Below are 14,984 nucleotides of genomic sequence, written 5' to 3'. Positions count from 1 at the left end.
GCCGCGGGAACGCCACATCGGGCGCGCCGATCTGCAGCGGCATGATCCAGTTCGCGAAACCGGCGAACAGCGGCGTCGCGAACATCAGCAGCATCACGGTGCCGTGCATCGTGAACGCCTGGTTGAACTGCTCGTTCGACATGAACTGCAGGCCCGGCCGGGCCAGCTCGGCGCGCATGAGCAGCGCCATCACGCCACCGATCAGGAAGAACGCGAACGACGTCGCCAGATACAGCGTGCCGATCGTCTTGTGGTCGGTGCTGGTGAGCCACTGCACGGCTCTGGTGTCTCGGATCCTCTTCACGCCCCGCCTGTGTCCGCGTCCGGGCCGCGGTTCACACTCGGGGGACGCGAGGAGCATCACGGAAGAAGGGTGTGACGATCCGGGGGGTGCCGGACACGAACCGAGCATGAGCAACGACGAGATCTTCGCCGCTGCCTATCGCGAGCACTACTGGGCGGTCAGCCGCTATGTCGCCAGGCGGCTCCAGGGGCGGACCGACGAGGTGGAGGAAGTGGTGGCGGAGGTGTTCACGGTCGCCTGGCGGCGCCGGGCCGACCTGCCGGCCGCGCCGCTGCCCTGGCTGTACGGGGTGGCCCGGAACTGCCTGGCCAACGCGGTACGCGGCTACGGGCGCCGGCGCCGGCTGATGGACCGGCTGGGCAACGACGAGGCCGCGCACGGCCGGCACATCGCGGCCGGCCCCGACGCGGAGGCGCCGGGCGCCTGGGTGCACGAGGCCCTGGACCGGCTGTCCCCGGCCGACCAGGAGATACTGCGCCTCGCCGCCTGGGAGGAACTGGGCGCCGAGGAGATCGCGGTCGCCCTCGGCTGCGGCCACCGCGCGGCCGCCATGCGCCTCCACCGCGCCCGCCGCCGCCTCCGCGCCGAGATCACCCGCCTACGCCCGCCGCCCCCGCCGACGGCCCCGCCCCCGCCCCCGCGCCCCGCCCCGTCGGCGACCGGCTCACCGCGCGACCAGCCGTCCACCGGCACCACCCCCCGCAGACCCCCCGACCCCCCCGACCCCGCCGGCCCCGCCGGCCCCGCCGACCGCCCGGCCCCACCCGACGCCTGTGACCCCGCTCGGCGGGAGGCGTCGTGTCCGTCCGACGCCCGCGAGCCCGCCCGGCGGGAGGCGTCGAGTCCACCCGACGCCCGCGAGCCCGCCCGGCGGCGACCGGCGGAGTCCGCTCACGCCGAGTCCCCGGCGCCCGCCGGTGGCCCCGGCCCGCGCCAGGCCGTGGCCGTGGCCGTCCAGTCCGAGGGCCCGGCCCCCGCCCGGGACGGCGCTGGAGGCCCGGCGGGCGCCCGTTCCGTGTCCACCGTCGACGCATGCCTGTGCGAGGACCCCCGACATGCCTGATGAACTCGATCTCCTGCGCCGGGCCGATCCGGTCCCCGCGGACGGGCCGTACTTCGGTGACGGCCCGCTGGACCACCGCGCCGAGCAGCGGCTGGAGCGGCTGCTGGCGCAGGGCCGGCCGGTGCGCCGGGTGTCCCGGGCCCGGCTGCTGTGGGGGCTGGCCGCCTCCGGTGCCGTCGTGGCGACCGCGCTCACCGCGCTGCTCGGCGGGCCCGGCACCCAGCCCGCCCTCGCCGCACCCCGCCCGCTGACCGTCGCGGCCCACTCCACGCCCGTACCGCTGACGCAACTGGCCGAACTGGCGCAGACCGCCGCCGCCGACGGTTCCCCGCGCCTGCGCAAGGGCACGCACGTGCAGTCGTGGAGCCTCGGCATGACCGACGGCAGACCACCCGTCACCCTGCCCGAGGAACGCGTCGTGCGCTGGCACGCGGACGACAGCCGCACCGAGCTGGTCGTGGCGACCGACCCACGGCACCCCGGCCGACCGGTCCTCACCGACGAGGGCGGCGAGCCCCGCGCGGTGGCCGACGGGCACGTCCTCAGCCGGACCACGTACCCGCCGAGCTGGAGCGACGCCCCGCCCGAGGCGCCCCCGCCGCACACTCCGGCGGCCCTGCGCGCCTACCTCGCCGAGACCGTCCGCGCCGACTCCCCGGACGCCCCCGAACTCCTCGACGGCGTCCAGCAGTTGCTGGACCACTGGACGCTCGGCGGCCGCGAGTCCGCCGCCCTGGTGCGGGTGCTCGCGGACGCCGGGGGGCTGCGGCCCGCGGGACAGGTGACGGACCGCCTCGGCCGCCCGGGACAGGCGTACGTGTACGAGGGCGGGGGCGGCCGGCGGATGCTGGTCCTCGACCCGCGCACCGGTGCCGTCCTCGGCCTGGAGACCACCTTCACCCGAGCCGCCCCGGAGTACGGGGTGCGGGCCGGGGACGTCATGGAGTACAGCGCCTGGATGCGCTGACCCCCTCCCCGCGCCCCCGCGCCCCCGCGCCCCCGCTCCGCTCAGGCCCCGAGCTGCCGGGCGGCGGCCTCCACGGTCTGCTCCAGCAGCGTGGCGATCGTCATCGGACCGACCCCGCCCGGCACCGGGGTGATCAGCGAGGCCCGCTCCACGGCCGAGTCGAAGTCGACGTCGCCGACGTTGCCCGGGTTGTAGCCCGCGTCGACCACCACCGCGCCGGGCTTGATGTCCTGCCCGCGGATCAGCCGCGGCCGGCCGACCGCGGCCACGACGATGTCGGCCTCGCGGACCGCCGCCGACAGGTCCCGGGTGCGCGAGTGGCAGTACGTCACGGTCGCGTCCCGGGCCAGCAGCAGCATGCCCACCGGCTTGCCGAGGATCGCGCTGCGGCCCACCACCACGGCCCGCTTTCCCGACGGGTCGACGCCGTACTCGTCCAGCAGCCGCACGATGCCGCCCGGCGTGCAGGAGACGAAGCCCGGCAGCCCGAAGCTCATCGTGGCGAACGAGGCGAAGGTGACGCCGTCCACGTCCTTCTCCGGCGCGATCGCCTCGAACGCGGCCCGCTCGTCGATGTGGTCGCCGACCGGGTGCTGCAGCAGGATCCCGTGCACGCCCGGGTCGGCCGACAACTCCCGCAGCACACCGACGAGTTCGGCGGTCGTGGTGGCCGAGGGCAGCGCCACGTGCCGGGACTCGATGCCGGCCTTGCGGCAGCGGTTCTGCTTCATGCGGACGTAGGTCACGGAGGCCGGGTCCTCACCGACCAGCACGGTTGCGAGGCAGGGCGCGCTGCCGGTGCGCTCGGTGAGGGCGGCGGCCTTCCGCGCGGTCTCCTCGACCGTGCGGCGGGCGAGCGCGGTGCCGTCCATCAGACGGGCCTGGGTCATGCTGCACACTCCTGGACTGGATCGACTCTCTCGCCCAGGCGCGCGGCAACCACCACGGACCGCTCCCCGGTGGTGCTCCACCTCAGCGCCAGTCACGGCCCGGGTACAGCGTAACCGAGCCGGTCCGGCCCAGGCCGGGAAGGTCCAGGTCAGCCGCCGGGTGACCCGGACCCGTGCGGCCCTCCGGCCGGAGCCGGCCCCACTCGGCCGGGCGTTACTCGTCCCAGGCCTGGATGATGACCTGATCGGTGATCTTGCCGTCCCGCAGGGTGACCATCGACTCGGCGAGGACCCGGGTGCCGTCCGCGTACTCGCAGGACTCGCTGTAGGCGGCGCGGTCGCCCTGCACGACGCACTGGTCCAGCTTGTGCGTCATGTCGCGGCGGTAGATGTCGTCCAGCAACTCGGCGATCTGGCCCCGGCCGTGCAGGACCGTCGGGTGACTGGGCTGGTGGTCACGGTCGACGATGCGGATCTCCGCGTCGTCCGCGTAGAGCGACAGCAGGTTGTTGCCGGTGTTCCCCTCGATGGCCCGGCGCAGTGTCTCGGTGTCGAAACCGGACCCCGTGGTGGTACCCATGGTGACCTCCTTCAGGCGCCCGCGACCCGACCGGGAACGGGCCGCACGGACCCCACATCCGAGGCTCCTCCGCCCCGGCGGCCACGGCAAGCGCAGCCGGCGTGCTCCGCCTCACGGGTGAGCGCTGCCCGCCGGCCGTGTCCGGCGGGGGCCCGCGGCCGTTGCTGAGGACATGATCTCAACACGACGTATCGCCGCCGCCGTCGGACTGGCCGCCGGGATCGCCGGGCTCGCCGCACCGCAGGCGAGCGCGGCGGACACCGGCACACCGCTCGTCGGGAAGCTCGGCGTGCTGACCACTCTGGACTCGCTCGCCGCCGGTGACATCCCCGCACCGCAGCGCGAGCGCGTCCCGCGGGTCTCCGAGCAGCTGGGGGAGCTGAAGCACCTCCGCGAGCTGAACCAGCTGAACCAGCTGGAGCAGGTCATCGCGCCCGCGGCGCCCCTGCTCGGCCTGGTCGGCGCCGTCCACTGACGGGACTTCCCAGGGTGAGGGCCGTCCCGGCAGGGGCGGCCCTCAGCGCTGTGCGCGGGCGGTGCCGGCGTCCCCTGGCGGAAAGATCCACGATCATCCTCGTGGTCCGTCCCGCCACCGACCGCCGGCGCGTAGGGTCGGCCCGGAAGGCAACCGAAGGAAGGGACCAGACGATGGCGCAGGAAGTGCGCGGCGTGATCGCACCGGGCAAGGACGAGCCCGTACGGGTCGAGACGATCGTGGTGCCGGACCCGGGGCCCGGCGAAGCCGTCGTACGTGTCCAGGCCTGCGGGGTCTGTCACACCGATCTGCACTACAAACAGGGCGGAATCTCGGACGACTTCCCCTTCCTGCTCGGCCACGAGGCCGCCGGAGTCGTGGAGTCCGTCGGCGAGGGCGTCACCGACGTCGCCCCCGGTGACTTCGTGATCCTCAACTGGCGTGCGGTGTGCGGGCAGTGCCGGGCCTGTCTGCGCGGCCGGCCCTGGTACTGCTTCAACACCCACAACGCGCGGCAGAAGATGACCCTCGCCGCCACCGGCCAGGAGCTGTCCCCGGCGCTGGGGATCGGCGCCTTCGCCGAGAAGACGCTCGTCGCGGCCGGCCAGTGCACCAAGGTCGACCCGGCCGTCTCCCCGGCGGTCGCGGGCCTCCTCGGCTGCGGGGTGATGGCCGGCATCGGCGCCGCGATCAACACCGGCGGTGTCGGCCGCGGCGACTCGGTCGCCGTCATCGGCTGCGGCGGAGTCGGCGGCGCGGCGATCGCCGGGTCGAACCTGGCCGGCGCGGCGAAGATCATCGCCGTGGACATCGACGACCGCAAGCTGGACAAGGCCCGCACGCTGGGCGCCACCCACACGGTCAACTCCAAGGAGACCGACCCGGTCGAGGCGATCCGCGAGCTGACCGGCGGCTTCGGCGCCGACGTCGTCATCGAGGCCGTCGGCCGTCCGGAGACGTACCGGCAGGCGTTCTACGCCCGCGACCTCGCCGGCACCGTCGTCCTCGTCGGCGTCCCCACCCCCGAGATGAAGCTCGAACTGCCCCTGCTGGACGTGTTCGGCCGCGGCGGCGCCCTGAAGTCCAGCTGGTACGGCGACTGCCTGCCCACCCGGGACTTCCCCATGCTGATCGACCTCCACCTGCAAGGCCGCCTGCCGCTCGACGCGTTCGTCACCGAGACCGTCCGACTCGACGAGGTGGAGCAGGCGTTCGAGCGGATGCACCACGGCGACGTACTGCGTTCGGTGGTGGTGCTCTGATGACCGTACGCATCGAACGCCTCGTCACCTCCGGGCAGTTCACCCTCGACGGCGGCACCTGGGACGTCGAGAACAACGTGTGGATCGTCGGCGACGAGCGGGAGGCGATCGTCATCGACGCCGCCCACGACGCCGAGGCCATCGCCCGCGCCGTCGCCGGCCGGCGCCTGACCGCCATCGTCTGCACCCACGCCCACAACGACCACGTCAACGCCGCACCCCGGCTCGCCGACCTCACCGGTGCCACCATCTGGCTGCACCCCGACGACCTGCCGCTGTGGAAGCAGACCCACCCCCACCGCGACCCCGACCGGCACCTGCTCGACGGACAGGTCATCGAGGCCGCCGGCGCCGACCTCACCGTCCTGCACACCCCGGGCCACGCCCCGGGCGCCGTCTGCCTGTACGACCCCGGCCTCGGCACCGTCTTCACGGGCGACACCCTCTTCCAGGGCGGCCCCGGCGCCACCGGACGCTCCTACTCCCACTTCCCGACGATCATCGAATCCATCCGCGACCGCCTCCTCACCCTCCCCCCGGAGACCAAGGTCCTCACCGGGCACGGGGACGCCACCACCATCGGCGCCGAGGCCCCCCACCTGGAGGAGTGGATCGCCCGCGGGCACTGAGCCCCGAGGCCGCGGCAAAAGCCGACAGAGGATGTCCGGCTTCCCGGTGACAGTGGTGTACGACAGCACATCGCACCGCACGGGAGGCCGGACATGTCAGGACCGCTGGAAGGCAAAGTGGCGCTGGTCGCCGGGGCGACCCGGGGCGCGGGCCGGGGCATCGCCGTGGAACTCGGCGCGGCCGGCGCCACCGTCTACGTCACCGGCCGCAGCACCCGCGCCCGCCGCTCCGAGTACGACCGCCCGGAGACCGTCGAGGACACCGCCGACCTCGTCACCGCGGCCGGCGGACAGGGCGTCGCCGTACCCGCCGACCACCTGGACAAGACCGCCGTACGCGACCTGGTGGACCGCATCGCGGACGAGCAGGGCCGCCTCGACGTCCTCGTCAACGACATCTGGGGCGGCGAGAAGCTCTTCGCGTGGGACACCCCCGTGTGGGAGCACGACCTCGACAACGGGCTCCGGCTCCTGCGCCTCGCGGTCGAGACCCACGCCGTCACCAGCCACTACGCCCTGCCGCTGCTGCTGCGCCACCCCGGCGGGCTGGTCGTGGAGGTCACCGACGGCACCGCCGACTACAACCGCGACACCTACCGCGTGAACTTCTTCTACGACCTCGCCAAGGCGTCCGTCCTGCGCATGGCCTTCGCCCTCGGCCACGAACTCGGCCCGCGCGGTGCGACGGCCGTGGCGCTGACCCCGGGCTGGATGCGCTCGGAGATCATGCTCGAGGCGTTCGGCGTCCGCGAGGAGAACTGGCGCGACGCCCTGGAACGCGAACCCCACTTCGCCGTCTCCGAGACCCCCCGCTTCACCGGCCGGGCCGTCGCCGCCCTGGCCGCCGACCCGGAGGTGTCCCGGTTCAACGGGCAGTCCCTCTCCAGCGGCGGTCTGGCGCGGGTGTACGGCTTCACCGACCTCGACGGCAGCCGGCCGGACGCCTGGCGGTACCTGGTCGAGGTGCAGGACGCGGGCAGGCCGGCGGACGTCACCGGCTACCGGTGAAACCCGGCGCCGTACCGGTGAAACCGGGCCCGGGGAGCCGTACCGTCGGCCCATGACTGATCCGACGCGCTTCGCAGGACACGGAGTTCTCGTCACGGGCGGCGGCCGCGGCATCGGCGCGGCCGTCGCCCGGCGCATCGCCGAGGAGGGCGGCCGGGTGCTGGTCACCGACCGGGACCTGCCCGAGGCGGAGCGGACCGCCGCCGCGCTGCGCCGGGAGGGCCGCACCGCCGAGGCGTATCCCTGCGACGTGGCCGACCGCACCGCCGTCGAGGCGGCCGTCGACCGCGCTGTCACCGTGTTCGGCTCCCTCGACGTGCTGGTCAACTGCGCCGCCCACTGCACCCCGGACGTCCCGCGTTACGAGGAGGACCCCGACGACTCCTGGGCCCGTGACCTCGACATCACCCTCACCGGCGCCCACCGCTGCTGCCGGGCCGCGCTGCCCCACCTCGCCGCCTCCGGCCGCGGGGCGATCGTGAGCATCGGCTCCGTCAACGGCGTGCAGGACTTCGGCAACCACGCCTACAGCGCCGCCAAGGCCGGCCTCGCGTCCCTCACCCGCACCCTCGCCGGGCACGCGGCGGCCCGGGGCGTCCGGGTCAACCTCGTGGTGCCGGGCACGGTCCGCACCTCGGCCTGGGAAGGGCGCGAGGACGACCTCGACGCCGTCCGCGCCCTGTACCCGCTCGGCCGGGTCGGCGAACCCGAGGACATCGCCGCCGCGGTCGCCTTCCTCGCCTCCCGCGACGCGGCCTGGATCACCGGCACCACCCTCGTGGTCGACGGCGGCCTCACCGCCGTCAACACCGGCTTCCACGCGGCGGTCCGACGCTCCTGACCGCCGTAGGCACCGGCCTTCCGCACGGCCCGTACGACGTCCTGGCCGGCGCGCGGACGGCGCTCCTGACCGGCGTGAGATCGGCGCTCTGACCGGGCTCAGCCCGAGGCCGCCGCCAGCACCCGCAGCACCCGCTCGGTGTCGGCCTCGGTGGTGCGCCAGTTGCTGAACGCCGCACGCAGCCCGGGCACCCCGCCGAACACCGTCGGGGTCACATACGCCTCGCCGGACGCGGCGACCTCCCGGGCCAGCGCCGCCACCCGTTCCCGCGAGGGGTCCGCGGCGAGGGTGAAGCAGACCACGTTGAGCCGGACCGGGGCCAGCAGGCGCAGGCCCGGCAGCTCGTCGATGCCCGCGCCGAGCCGGCGGGCCAGGATCACGTTGCGTTCCACGATCTCCCGGTGCCCGGACCGCCCGTACGCCACCAGCGAGAACCAGGCCGGCAGGGCCCGCAGCCGACGCGAGTTCTCCGGGGTCAGATGCAGGAACTCCGGCTCGCCCCCGGGCAGGCCCAGATACGGGGAGGCGTTGTGGAAGACCGCCACCTGCAGATCGCGCCGCCGGGTGAACTGGACGGCCGCGTCATAGGGGACGTTGAGCCACTTGTGCAGGTCCACGCAGACCGAGTCGGCCGCGTCCAGCCCGTCGACCAGCGCGGCGTGCTCCGGGGACAGCGCCGCGAAGGCACCGAACGCCGCGTCCACGTGCAGCCAGAAGTCGTACCGCTGCCTCAGCGCCGCGATCGCCCGCAGATCGTCGAAGTCGACGGTGTTGACGGTGCCCGCGTTCGCGACCACGATCACCGGCCGGCCCGCCCGCTCGGCCAGCGCCGCCTCCAGCGCGGTCACGTCGACGGCCTCCCGGTCGCCGGGCAGCAGCGGCACCTTCCACAGCCGGTCCCGGCCCAGGCCCAGCACGGACATCGCCTTGGTGATGCTGGAGTGGGGGCTGCCCGAGAGCACGTCGACAGGGCCCAGCGCGGCGGCGCCCGCCCGGGAGACGTCCACGCCCAGCCGCTCACCGGCCCACTCCCGGCCGATCGCCAGACCGACCGTGTTCGACATGGTCGCGCCCGTCACGAACGCCCCGCTGTGCGCCTCGCCCAGCCCGAACAGCTCCCGCAGCCACGCCAGCGTCTCCCGCTCCAGCTCCTGCGCCCAGGACCCGCCCGCCCCGGACAGGTTCTGGTCGAACGCGGACGTCAGCCAGTCCCCGGCGACGGCCGCGGGCGTCGCACCGCCGGTGACGAAGCCGAGGTAGCGCGGACCGGCGGAGCCGGAGAAGCCGGGCGCCCACCGCTCGGCGAACCGGGCGAGCGCGCCGTCGCCGCCCGCACCCCCCTCCGGAAGAGGGTCCCGTCCGGGCACCGGCCCGGGCGCGGCGACCGGCCGCTCGGCCAGCCCCGTCACCTCCCGGGCGGCGAGATCACGAGCGGCCTGCAGCAGTTCGGGGAGCCGGGAGAGATCACCGGCGAGCATGCGGTGCATGCGCCGCAGCGTAGACCGGTGCGACCGCCGGGCACCTGGTCCACTTCGCCCGAACTGGACCAGCGAAAATGGGCCGGTGGACACAGGATTCGTCGCCGCGCTCGGCGACTGGCGCACCCGGTCCGGACCGCTGGCTCGCGCCCTCGCCGCCGCGGTACGCGACGCCGTGATCGACGGCCGGCTCCCGGCCGGCACCCGGCTGCCCTCGGAACGGGAACTGGCCCGCACCCTGCGCCTGAGCCGCGGCACGGTGGTCGCCGCGCTCGGCCTGCTGCGCGCCGACGGCTGGCTGCGCACCCGGCACGGCAGCGGCAGCGCCGTACGCCTGCCCGCCCGCCTCACCGAGCGCACCACCCCCTGGTCCCTCGACCGGGGCGGCGCCCCCGACGCCGACCTGGACCTCACCCTCGCGGTGACCGCGGCGCCCCACCGGGCCTACCGCGCCGCACTCGCCCGCGCCGCCGAACTCAGCGCACCCCTGCTCCTCGACTCCGGAGTCGCCACGGCCGGCCTGCCCCGGCTGCGCGCGCTGATCGCGGACCGCTACACCCGCGCCGGCCTCGCCACCCGGCCCGAACAGATCCTGGTCACCGCCGGTGCCCAGGCCGCCCTCACCCTGCTCCTCGACCACCTGCACACCGACCGCAGGGCACCCGTGATGGTGGAGAACCCCGCCTACCCGGGCGCCCTCGCCGTGCTGCGCGCCCGCCGGGCCCGCCTGCTGCCGGTCCCGGTCTCGGCCCGGGACGGCTGGGACACCGACCAGCTCACCACCGCCGTACGCCGGCACCGCCCCCGACTCGCCTACCTGGTCCCCGACTTCCACAACCCCACCGGTGCCCACATGTCCGCGGCCGCCCGCCGGAGTCTGGCCGCGCTCGCCGACCGCCACCACCTCACCGTCCTCGCCGACGAGACCATGCGCGACCTGGACCTGCGCACACCGCCCGGCGGGGAACCGCACCTCGCCGGGGCCCGGGTGATCCAGATCGGCTCCGCGAGCAAGACCCTGTGGAGCGGCCTCCGGGTCGGCTGGATACGCGGCACCGAGGACCTCGTACGCCGGCTGCTGCGCAACCCCCTCCAGGCCCAGCTCGCGCCGCCGCCCCTGGAACAGCTCATCGCCGCCGAACTCCTCGGCGCACCGCTCGCCGCCCTGCTCGCCGACCGGCGCGCCCGGCTGCGCGCCCAGCGCGACCACCTCGCCGCGCTGCTCGCCGGTACCGGCTGGACGTACACCGTCCCGGCGGGCGGGCTGACCCTCTGGCTGCACCTGGGCGAGAGCGGCCCGCACGCCACCGACCTCGCCGTCCGCGCCGCCGCACGCGGCCTCGCGCTCACCCCCGGACCCCGCTTCTCCGCCGACGGCGCCACCCTGACGCGACTGCTGCGCCTGCCGTTCACGGCGACACCGGACACGCTGACCCGGGCGGTCGACCTGCTCCGGGAATGCGCTGCGGCCTGAATGCCGTCCCGGGTGCCGTACGGCCTGAAGTTCACCGTTTCGTCACAGCCTGACCGGAACCACAACCCTGCACCGCCCGGCCGGGTCTAGTAGTCACAGACCGCGGGAATCGCGCTGGGGAGCACCGGGGAGGCCCGGGCGAACGAACGGGAAAAAGGGGAAGGGGAAGAGGCCGCCATGGGGGCAATACGCAGACGAGGTGTGGTCGCGCTGGGCGTCACGGGGCTGGTGGCGCCGCTCGCGCTCGCGCTGACCGCGGCGCCGGCGCAGGCCGCGAGCTGCACCACGCGGACGGGGCCGTACCAGAAGCAGGTGGAGAAGTTCCTGGGCCGGCCGGTCGACGGCAGGCAGTCCGCCGCCGACTGCCGGGCCGTCCAGGCGTTCCAGAACAAGCACGGCATCACACCGAGCATCGGCTACGCGGGCCCCGTCACCTGGGGTGTGATGGATCTCATGAACAAGCAGAAGGCCGTCGGGAACAAGCCGAACAGGGACGGCAAGTGCCCGGTGAACAAGGGCCGGATCGCCTGCGTGAACCTCACGCTCCAGCTCAGCTGGATCCAGGACGGCAGCCGGCTCGTCTACGGCCCGGTGCCGGTGCGCACCGGCCGCGACGGCTACGAGACCCGCACCGGCCTGAAGAAGATCTACTGGCGTGACATCGACCACCGTTCGACCATCTACGACGTGCCGATGCCGTACAGCCAGTTCTTCGACGGCGGCCAGGCCTTCCACTCGGTGGGCCTCAGCATGTGGAACCCGCCGGGTTCGCACGGCTGCGTCAACATGACCACCAAGGACGCCAAGAAGTACTGGTCCCTGCTCAGGAACGGCGACGACGTCTTCGTGTACGGCCGCAAGCCGGGTACCTGAGCCCGCGGTTGACACATTGACGTGATGAGTAACACGGTCCGGAATGCCCGGATTGCGGATACTTACTCACAGCGTCTTCACCTCGCTCGGCATATGCTTCACACCATGTCCACCACTGTTGAAGCCGTCTCCGAGCGATCGGCCGCGGAGGTCAACGAGGAGATCCGGGCCCTGTGGCGCCGGTCGGGCGGGAGACTGACCACCGAGCAGCGCGCGCAGTACCAGCGCCTCGTGATGGAGTGGGCCGCCGCGGCCCCGCACCCGCACCGGGCGGTCTGACCGACCCCGCGCACACCGCACCAGGGGCACCCGTGAGTGTACGGGTGCCCCTGTCGTCGTACCCTCTCCGTCCGGTCAGCCCCACGTCGCCGAGTAGTGCCGCTGATACGCCTTGCGGTCCTGCTCGGCCCGGATGTACCGGGTCGCGACCAGCGCGATCAGACTGCCCGCGATGACCAGCAGCCCCGGCCCGACGTTCCGGGTGTCCGTCAGCCGCGCCAGCAGGGTGCTGCCCTCCGACGTGCCCGTCACCGGGGCGGAGGAGCCCGGCGTGGCCGCGCTGGGGGTCATCGCGCCCTGGGCCCCGGCCGCCGACGGCGCGGGGGAGGGGGTGCCGCCGGGGGCGCCGCCCGCGTTCTGCGCCGACACGATCAGCCGGACCCCGAGCGCCGTCAGGGCCTTGGTCACCGGCTGGAAGAACGTCGTCCCGCCCGTCGTGCAGTCGCCGTTCCCGCCGGAGGTGACACCGAGCGCGACACCCTCGGAGAACAGCGGCCCTCCGCTGTCCCCCGGCTCGGCGCACACGTTCGTCTCGATGAGCCCGGTGACCGTCCCCTCCGGGTAGTTGACGGTCGCGTTCAGCGCGGTGACCTGGCCGTCGTGCAGACCGCTGGTGCTGCCGCTGCGGAACACCCGCTGCCCGACCGCCGCGTCGGCGGCCCCCGTGATCCGCACCCCCTTGCCGCCGCCGACCGCGACGACGTCGGCACCCGCCCCCGCCTTGCCGCCGTCGTACTGCACGAGCGAGAAGTCACTGCCCGGGAACGCGCTGTTCACCGTCGTCCCGAGCTGCCGGTTCCCCTGGTTGTCGGCGAACCAGACGGACCCCGACGGCCCGCAGTGGCCGGCCGTCAGGATGAACTCCGACTGCCCGTTGGTGACGTTGAACCCCGCCGAGCAGCGACCGCCCGTCGACAGGATCGGCTGGGCGCCGTTCAGCCGTGTGGTGAACGTGCCCTTCGTCCGCTCCATGTGCACGAAACCACCGATCCCCGTGGCGACCCGGCTCAGCCGGGACCAGTCACCGGCGGACACCGTGCGGTCCGCCCGCACCACCACCCGGTTGGTCCGGTAGTCCACCGCCCACGCCGTGCCCGGCACCCGGGGGGCCGAACGCAGCGTCGCCGTCGCCGACTTCAGCTCGTCCATGCTGTGCGTGACGACCTTCGCCTCGGCCCCGGCCCGCCGCACCTCCCGCGCCGCGGTCGCGTCGGTCACCGCCACCACCGGGCGCCCGTCCGCGCCGATCCAGCTGCCCGCCGTACGGGCGGTACCGAGCCGCGCCACCAGCGCGGCACCCGTGTCGTCCCTGGCGGCGAGCGGTCTGGCGGAGGCGGGCGGTGTCTCGCTGGCCATGGCCGCCTGGGCGACCATGGCGCCCCCCAGGAGGAGTCCGCCGACCGCCGCCAGCCGTGTCACTCGCCGGACGACCCGTCGTCGTGCGTGCCGCATGCATGGCTCCCGAAGCCGAACCCGAACGCGCGCTGCCCGTACCGGCACCGCGAGGCCCCCGCGTCGTCGAGGGCCCGCACCTCCATACGGCGCCGGGGGCCACGGCGTTCACCGGCGGCGGCGAACTCCCGCACCCGGTCAGTTCTTGCGGGCCACCCCGCCGAACATCGCGACCTCCTCCGGCTCGGCCCCGTCGCCGCCCTCCGGGCGCCACCGCGAGCAGGACACCACACCCGGCTCCAGCAGCTCCAGACCGTCGAAGAACCGGGCCACGTCCTTCGGCGTGCGCTGCGTCAGCTTCGGAGTGCCGTGCTCGTTCCAGAACTTCACCGCCTCGTCCACGTCCGGCATGGACGGGCTCGTGACGGTGTGCGACAGCACCAGATGGCTGCCCGCCGGCAGCCGGTCCGTCAGCTGCCGCACCAGGCCGTACGGATCCTCGTCGTCCCCGACGAAGATGACCACGCCGAGCAGCATCAGCGCCACCGGCTCCCGGAAGTCCAGTGTCTTCGCGGCGTGTTCGAGGATCGCGTCGACATTGCGCAGGTCCTCGTCCAGATAGTCGGTACGGCCCTCCGGCGTGCTGGTCAGCAGGGCACGCGCGTGCGCCAGGACGAGCGGGTCGTTGTCGACGTACACGATCCGGGACTCCGGCGCGATCCGCTGCGCCACCTCGTGCGTGTTGTCGGCGGTGGGCAGCCCGGTGCCGATGTCCAGGAACTGCCGGATGCCCACCTCACCGACCAGGTGGCGCACGGCCCGGCCCAGGAAGAGCCGGTCGGCGCGCGCGTACTCCCCGATACCCGGGTGCAGTTGCCGGATCTGGTCGCCGGCCGCACGGTCGACCTCGTAGTGGTCCTTGCCGCCCAGCCAGTAGTTCCAGATCCGGGCGGTGTGCGGCTGGCCGGTGTTGATGCGGGCGCGCAGCGACGCGGCCACGTCGTTGGTGGCTGCCGGGTTGTCGGTCACGTGGGTCAGCTCCTGGATACCTGAGGACGAACCTGCGGGAAGTAGTACACCGTGCAGCACGCAATCTAGACGCCTCCGTCGATCTCCGCCGACCGGCCCCGGGGTGTGCACCGCCGGAGCGGGCCGCGCCCGGCCGCACGCGCCGCCCCGCACCGACTCCGGCTCCCCGTACGGCCGCAGACGGATCGTCAGGTCCGCGTCACGGGCGTCGGCGACCTCCGCACACGACCGTCGGCCGGGCCGCGCACTCAAATCGCTGGTGTGCGCCCCGGCGGCTCTTGTAGGTTGGCACCGCGACCGCGCCTCCGATGCGCTCGGCTGCGGCTACTTCCTTTGACAACCAAGTGACGCCGCCGCCTCCTCAGATCTCGGCGGGCGCGGCCGTCCTCGCCCCGTCGGACCGTTTTCCCGGGGCCGTCCCGTACCTCGAATCCGGGGGG

The 14,984-nt window shown here is 74.0% G+C and carries 15 protein-coding genes, 1 pseudogene and 1 riboswitch; of the genes and pseudogenes, 10 read left to right on the top strand and 6 right to left on the bottom strand.

All coding sequences use genetic code 11. The features are described 5' to 3' along the window. The coding region (locus tag IEZ20_RS22840) for a cbb3-type cytochrome c oxidase subunit I (protein WP_373303956.1) at positions 1-361 on the bottom strand (361 nt) is incomplete at its 3' end. Between the two features lie 49 nt (positions 362-410). Here IEZ20_RS22840 and IEZ20_RS22835 point away from each other — a divergent pair. Next, positions 411-911 (top strand): annotated as a pseudogene (locus IEZ20_RS22835) (RNA polymerase sigma factor); the annotation flags it as partial. A gap of 448 nt (positions 912-1,359) precedes the next feature. Beyond that, on the top strand, positions 1,360-2,334 hold the full coding sequence (locus IEZ20_RS22830; RefSeq protein ID WP_189301671.1) for a CU044_5270 family protein: 975 nt from the start codon (positions 1,360-1,362) through the stop codon (positions 2,332-2,334). A gap of 41 nt (positions 2,335-2,375) precedes the next feature. On the opposite strand, the gene IEZ20_RS22825 is transcribed toward IEZ20_RS22830, so the two are convergent. Both IEZ20_RS22825 and IEZ20_RS22820 read right to left on the bottom strand, forming a co-directional pair. After that, a complete protein-coding gene (locus IEZ20_RS22825; RefSeq protein WP_189301669.1) occupies positions 2,376-3,224 on the bottom strand; it encodes a bifunctional 5,10-methylenetetrahydrofolate dehydrogenase/5,10-methenyltetrahydrofolate cyclohydrolase in 849 nt (282 codons plus the stop codon). Positions 3,225-3,249: 25 nt separating this feature from the next. Then, positions 3,250-3,330: riboswitch (ZMP/ZTP riboswitch) on the bottom strand. 108 nt (positions 3,331-3,438) lie between these two features. Further along, the gene (locus IEZ20_RS22820) at positions 3,439-3,804 is read right to left on the bottom strand and encodes a nuclear transport factor 2 family protein (RefSeq protein WP_189301667.1); all 366 of its coding nucleotides are present in this window, start codon (positions 3,802-3,804) and stop codon (positions 3,439-3,441) included. Between the two features lie 172 nt (positions 3,805-3,976). On the opposite strand from IEZ20_RS22820, the gene IEZ20_RS22815 reads away from it, so the two are divergent. The 5 genes from IEZ20_RS22815 (at position 3,977) to IEZ20_RS22795 (ending at position 8,019) form a co-directional block, all read left to right on the top strand. Next, positions 3,977-4,279 carry a hypothetical protein gene (locus IEZ20_RS22815; RefSeq protein WP_189301665.1) on the top strand — a complete coding sequence of 101 codons (303 nt, stop codon included), beginning with the start codon at positions 3,977-3,979 and terminating at the stop codon, positions 4,277-4,279. A 173-nt stretch (positions 4,280-4,452) separates the two neighbouring features. Next, positions 4,453-5,541: an S-(hydroxymethyl)mycothiol dehydrogenase gene (locus IEZ20_RS22810; RefSeq protein WP_189301663.1), complete on the top strand. Its 1,089-nt coding sequence runs from the start codon at positions 4,453-4,455 to the stop codon at positions 5,539-5,541. Then, positions 5,541-6,170, top strand: a complete 630-nt coding sequence (locus IEZ20_RS22805) for an MBL fold metallo-hydrolase (protein ID WP_189301661.1) — start codon at positions 5,541-5,543, stop codon at positions 6,168-6,170. The genes IEZ20_RS22810 and IEZ20_RS22805 overlap by 1 nt, the downstream gene beginning before the upstream one ends. Positions 6,171-6,263: 93 nt before the next feature. Then, positions 6,264-7,178, top strand: coding sequence for an SDR family oxidoreductase (locus IEZ20_RS22800; protein ID WP_189301659.1), 915 nt, complete (start codon positions 6,264-6,266; stop codon positions 7,176-7,178). A 52-nt stretch (positions 7,179-7,230) separates the two neighbouring features. Beyond that, positions 7,231-8,019 (top strand): SDR family NAD(P)-dependent oxidoreductase, encoded by a 789-nt coding sequence (locus tag IEZ20_RS22795; RefSeq protein ID WP_189301656.1) that lies wholly within the window; start codon positions 7,231-7,233, stop codon positions 8,017-8,019. A 98-nt stretch (positions 8,020-8,117) separates the two neighbouring features. Here the strand turns inward: IEZ20_RS22795 and IEZ20_RS22790 are convergent, their stop codons facing one another. Then, positions 8,118-9,506, bottom strand: coding sequence for a pyridoxal phosphate-dependent decarboxylase family protein (locus tag IEZ20_RS22790; protein ID WP_189301654.1), 1,389 nt, complete (start codon positions 9,504-9,506; stop codon positions 8,118-8,120). 76 nt (positions 9,507-9,582) lie between these two features. Between IEZ20_RS22790 and IEZ20_RS22785 the strand changes: the two genes are divergently transcribed. From IEZ20_RS22785 to IEZ20_RS22775, 3 genes are all read left to right on the top strand, one after another. Then, complete coding sequence (locus IEZ20_RS22785) at positions 9,583-10,971, top strand: aminotransferase-like domain-containing protein (RefSeq protein WP_189301652.1); 1,389 nt, start codon at positions 9,583-9,585, stop codon at positions 10,969-10,971. A gap of 177 nt (positions 10,972-11,148) precedes the next feature. Further along, the gene (locus tag IEZ20_RS22780; protein WP_189301650.1) at positions 11,149-11,844 is read left to right on the top strand and encodes a L,D-transpeptidase family protein; all 696 of its coding nucleotides are present in this window, start codon (positions 11,149-11,151) and stop codon (positions 11,842-11,844) included. A 93-nt stretch (positions 11,845-11,937) separates the two neighbouring features. Next, positions 11,938-12,123 carry a hypothetical protein gene (locus IEZ20_RS22775; protein ID WP_189301648.1) on the top strand — a complete coding sequence of 62 codons (186 nt, stop codon included), beginning with the start codon at positions 11,938-11,940 and terminating at the stop codon, positions 12,121-12,123. A gap of 75 nt (positions 12,124-12,198) precedes the next feature. Here IEZ20_RS22775 and IEZ20_RS22770 read toward each other — a convergent pair whose 3' ends face one another. Both IEZ20_RS22770 and IEZ20_RS22765 read right to left on the bottom strand, forming a co-directional pair. Further along, a complete protein-coding gene (locus IEZ20_RS22770) occupies positions 12,199-13,575 on the bottom strand; it encodes a S1 family peptidase (RefSeq protein WP_189301646.1) in 1,377 nt (458 codons plus the stop codon). Between the two features lie 138 nt (positions 13,576-13,713). Beyond that, a complete protein-coding gene (locus IEZ20_RS22765) occupies positions 13,714-14,544 on the bottom strand; it encodes an SAM-dependent methyltransferase (RefSeq protein ID WP_189301644.1) in 831 nt (276 codons plus the stop codon). Positions 14,545-14,984: the final 440 nt, after the last annotated feature.

Origin of the sequence: Streptomyces cinerochromogenes, from assembly GCF_014648635.1 — a bacterium.
GTDB classification, from domain to species: Bacteria; Actinomycetota; Actinomycetes; order Streptomycetales; family Streptomycetaceae; genus Streptomyces; species Streptomyces cinerochromogenes.
The sequence above is the reverse complement of the archived record's forward strand: the minus strand, read 5'-3'. Positions and strand labels throughout refer to the sequence as shown.

What these genes read in the sequence shown, in the direction of transcription:
- IEZ20_RS22815 (WP_189301665.1), top strand. Translation starts at nt 3,977, where the DNA reads ATGATCTCAACACGACGTATCGCCGCCGCCGTCGGACTGGCCGCCGGG.
- IEZ20_RS22820 (WP_189301667.1), bottom strand. Translation starts at nt 3,804, where the DNA reads ATGGGTACCACCACGGGGTCCGGTTTCGACACCGAGACACTGCGCCGG.
- IEZ20_RS22790 (WP_189301654.1), bottom strand. Translation starts at nt 9,506, where the DNA reads ATGCACCGCATGCTCGCCGGTGATCTCTCCCGGCTCCCCGAACTGCTG.
- IEZ20_RS22805 (WP_189301661.1), top strand. Translation starts at nt 5,541, where the DNA reads ATGACCGTACGCATCGAACGCCTCGTCACCTCCGGGCAGTTCACCCTC.
- IEZ20_RS22830 (WP_189301671.1), top strand. Translation starts at nt 1,360, where the DNA reads ATGCCTGATGAACTCGATCTCCTGCGCCGGGCCGATCCGGTCCCCGCG.
- IEZ20_RS22795 (WP_189301656.1), top strand. Translation starts at nt 7,231, where the DNA reads ATGACTGATCCGACGCGCTTCGCAGGACACGGAGTTCTCGTCACGGGC.
- IEZ20_RS22775 (WP_189301648.1), top strand. Translation starts at nt 11,938, where the DNA reads ATGCTTCACACCATGTCCACCACTGTTGAAGCCGTCTCCGAGCGATCG.
- IEZ20_RS22770 (WP_189301646.1), bottom strand. Translation starts at nt 13,575, where the DNA reads ATGCGGCACGCACGACGACGGGTCGTCCGGCGAGTGACACGGCTGGCG.
- IEZ20_RS22780 (WP_189301650.1), top strand. Translation starts at nt 11,149, where the DNA reads ATGGGGGCAATACGCAGACGAGGTGTGGTCGCGCTGGGCGTCACGGGG.
- IEZ20_RS22825 (WP_189301669.1), bottom strand. Translation starts at nt 3,224, where the DNA reads ATGACCCAGGCCCGTCTGATGGACGGCACCGCGCTCGCCCGCCGCACG.
- IEZ20_RS22810 (WP_189301663.1), top strand. Translation starts at nt 4,453, where the DNA reads ATGGCGCAGGAAGTGCGCGGCGTGATCGCACCGGGCAAGGACGAGCCC.
- IEZ20_RS22800 (WP_189301659.1), top strand. Translation starts at nt 6,264, where the DNA reads ATGTCAGGACCGCTGGAAGGCAAAGTGGCGCTGGTCGCCGGGGCGACC.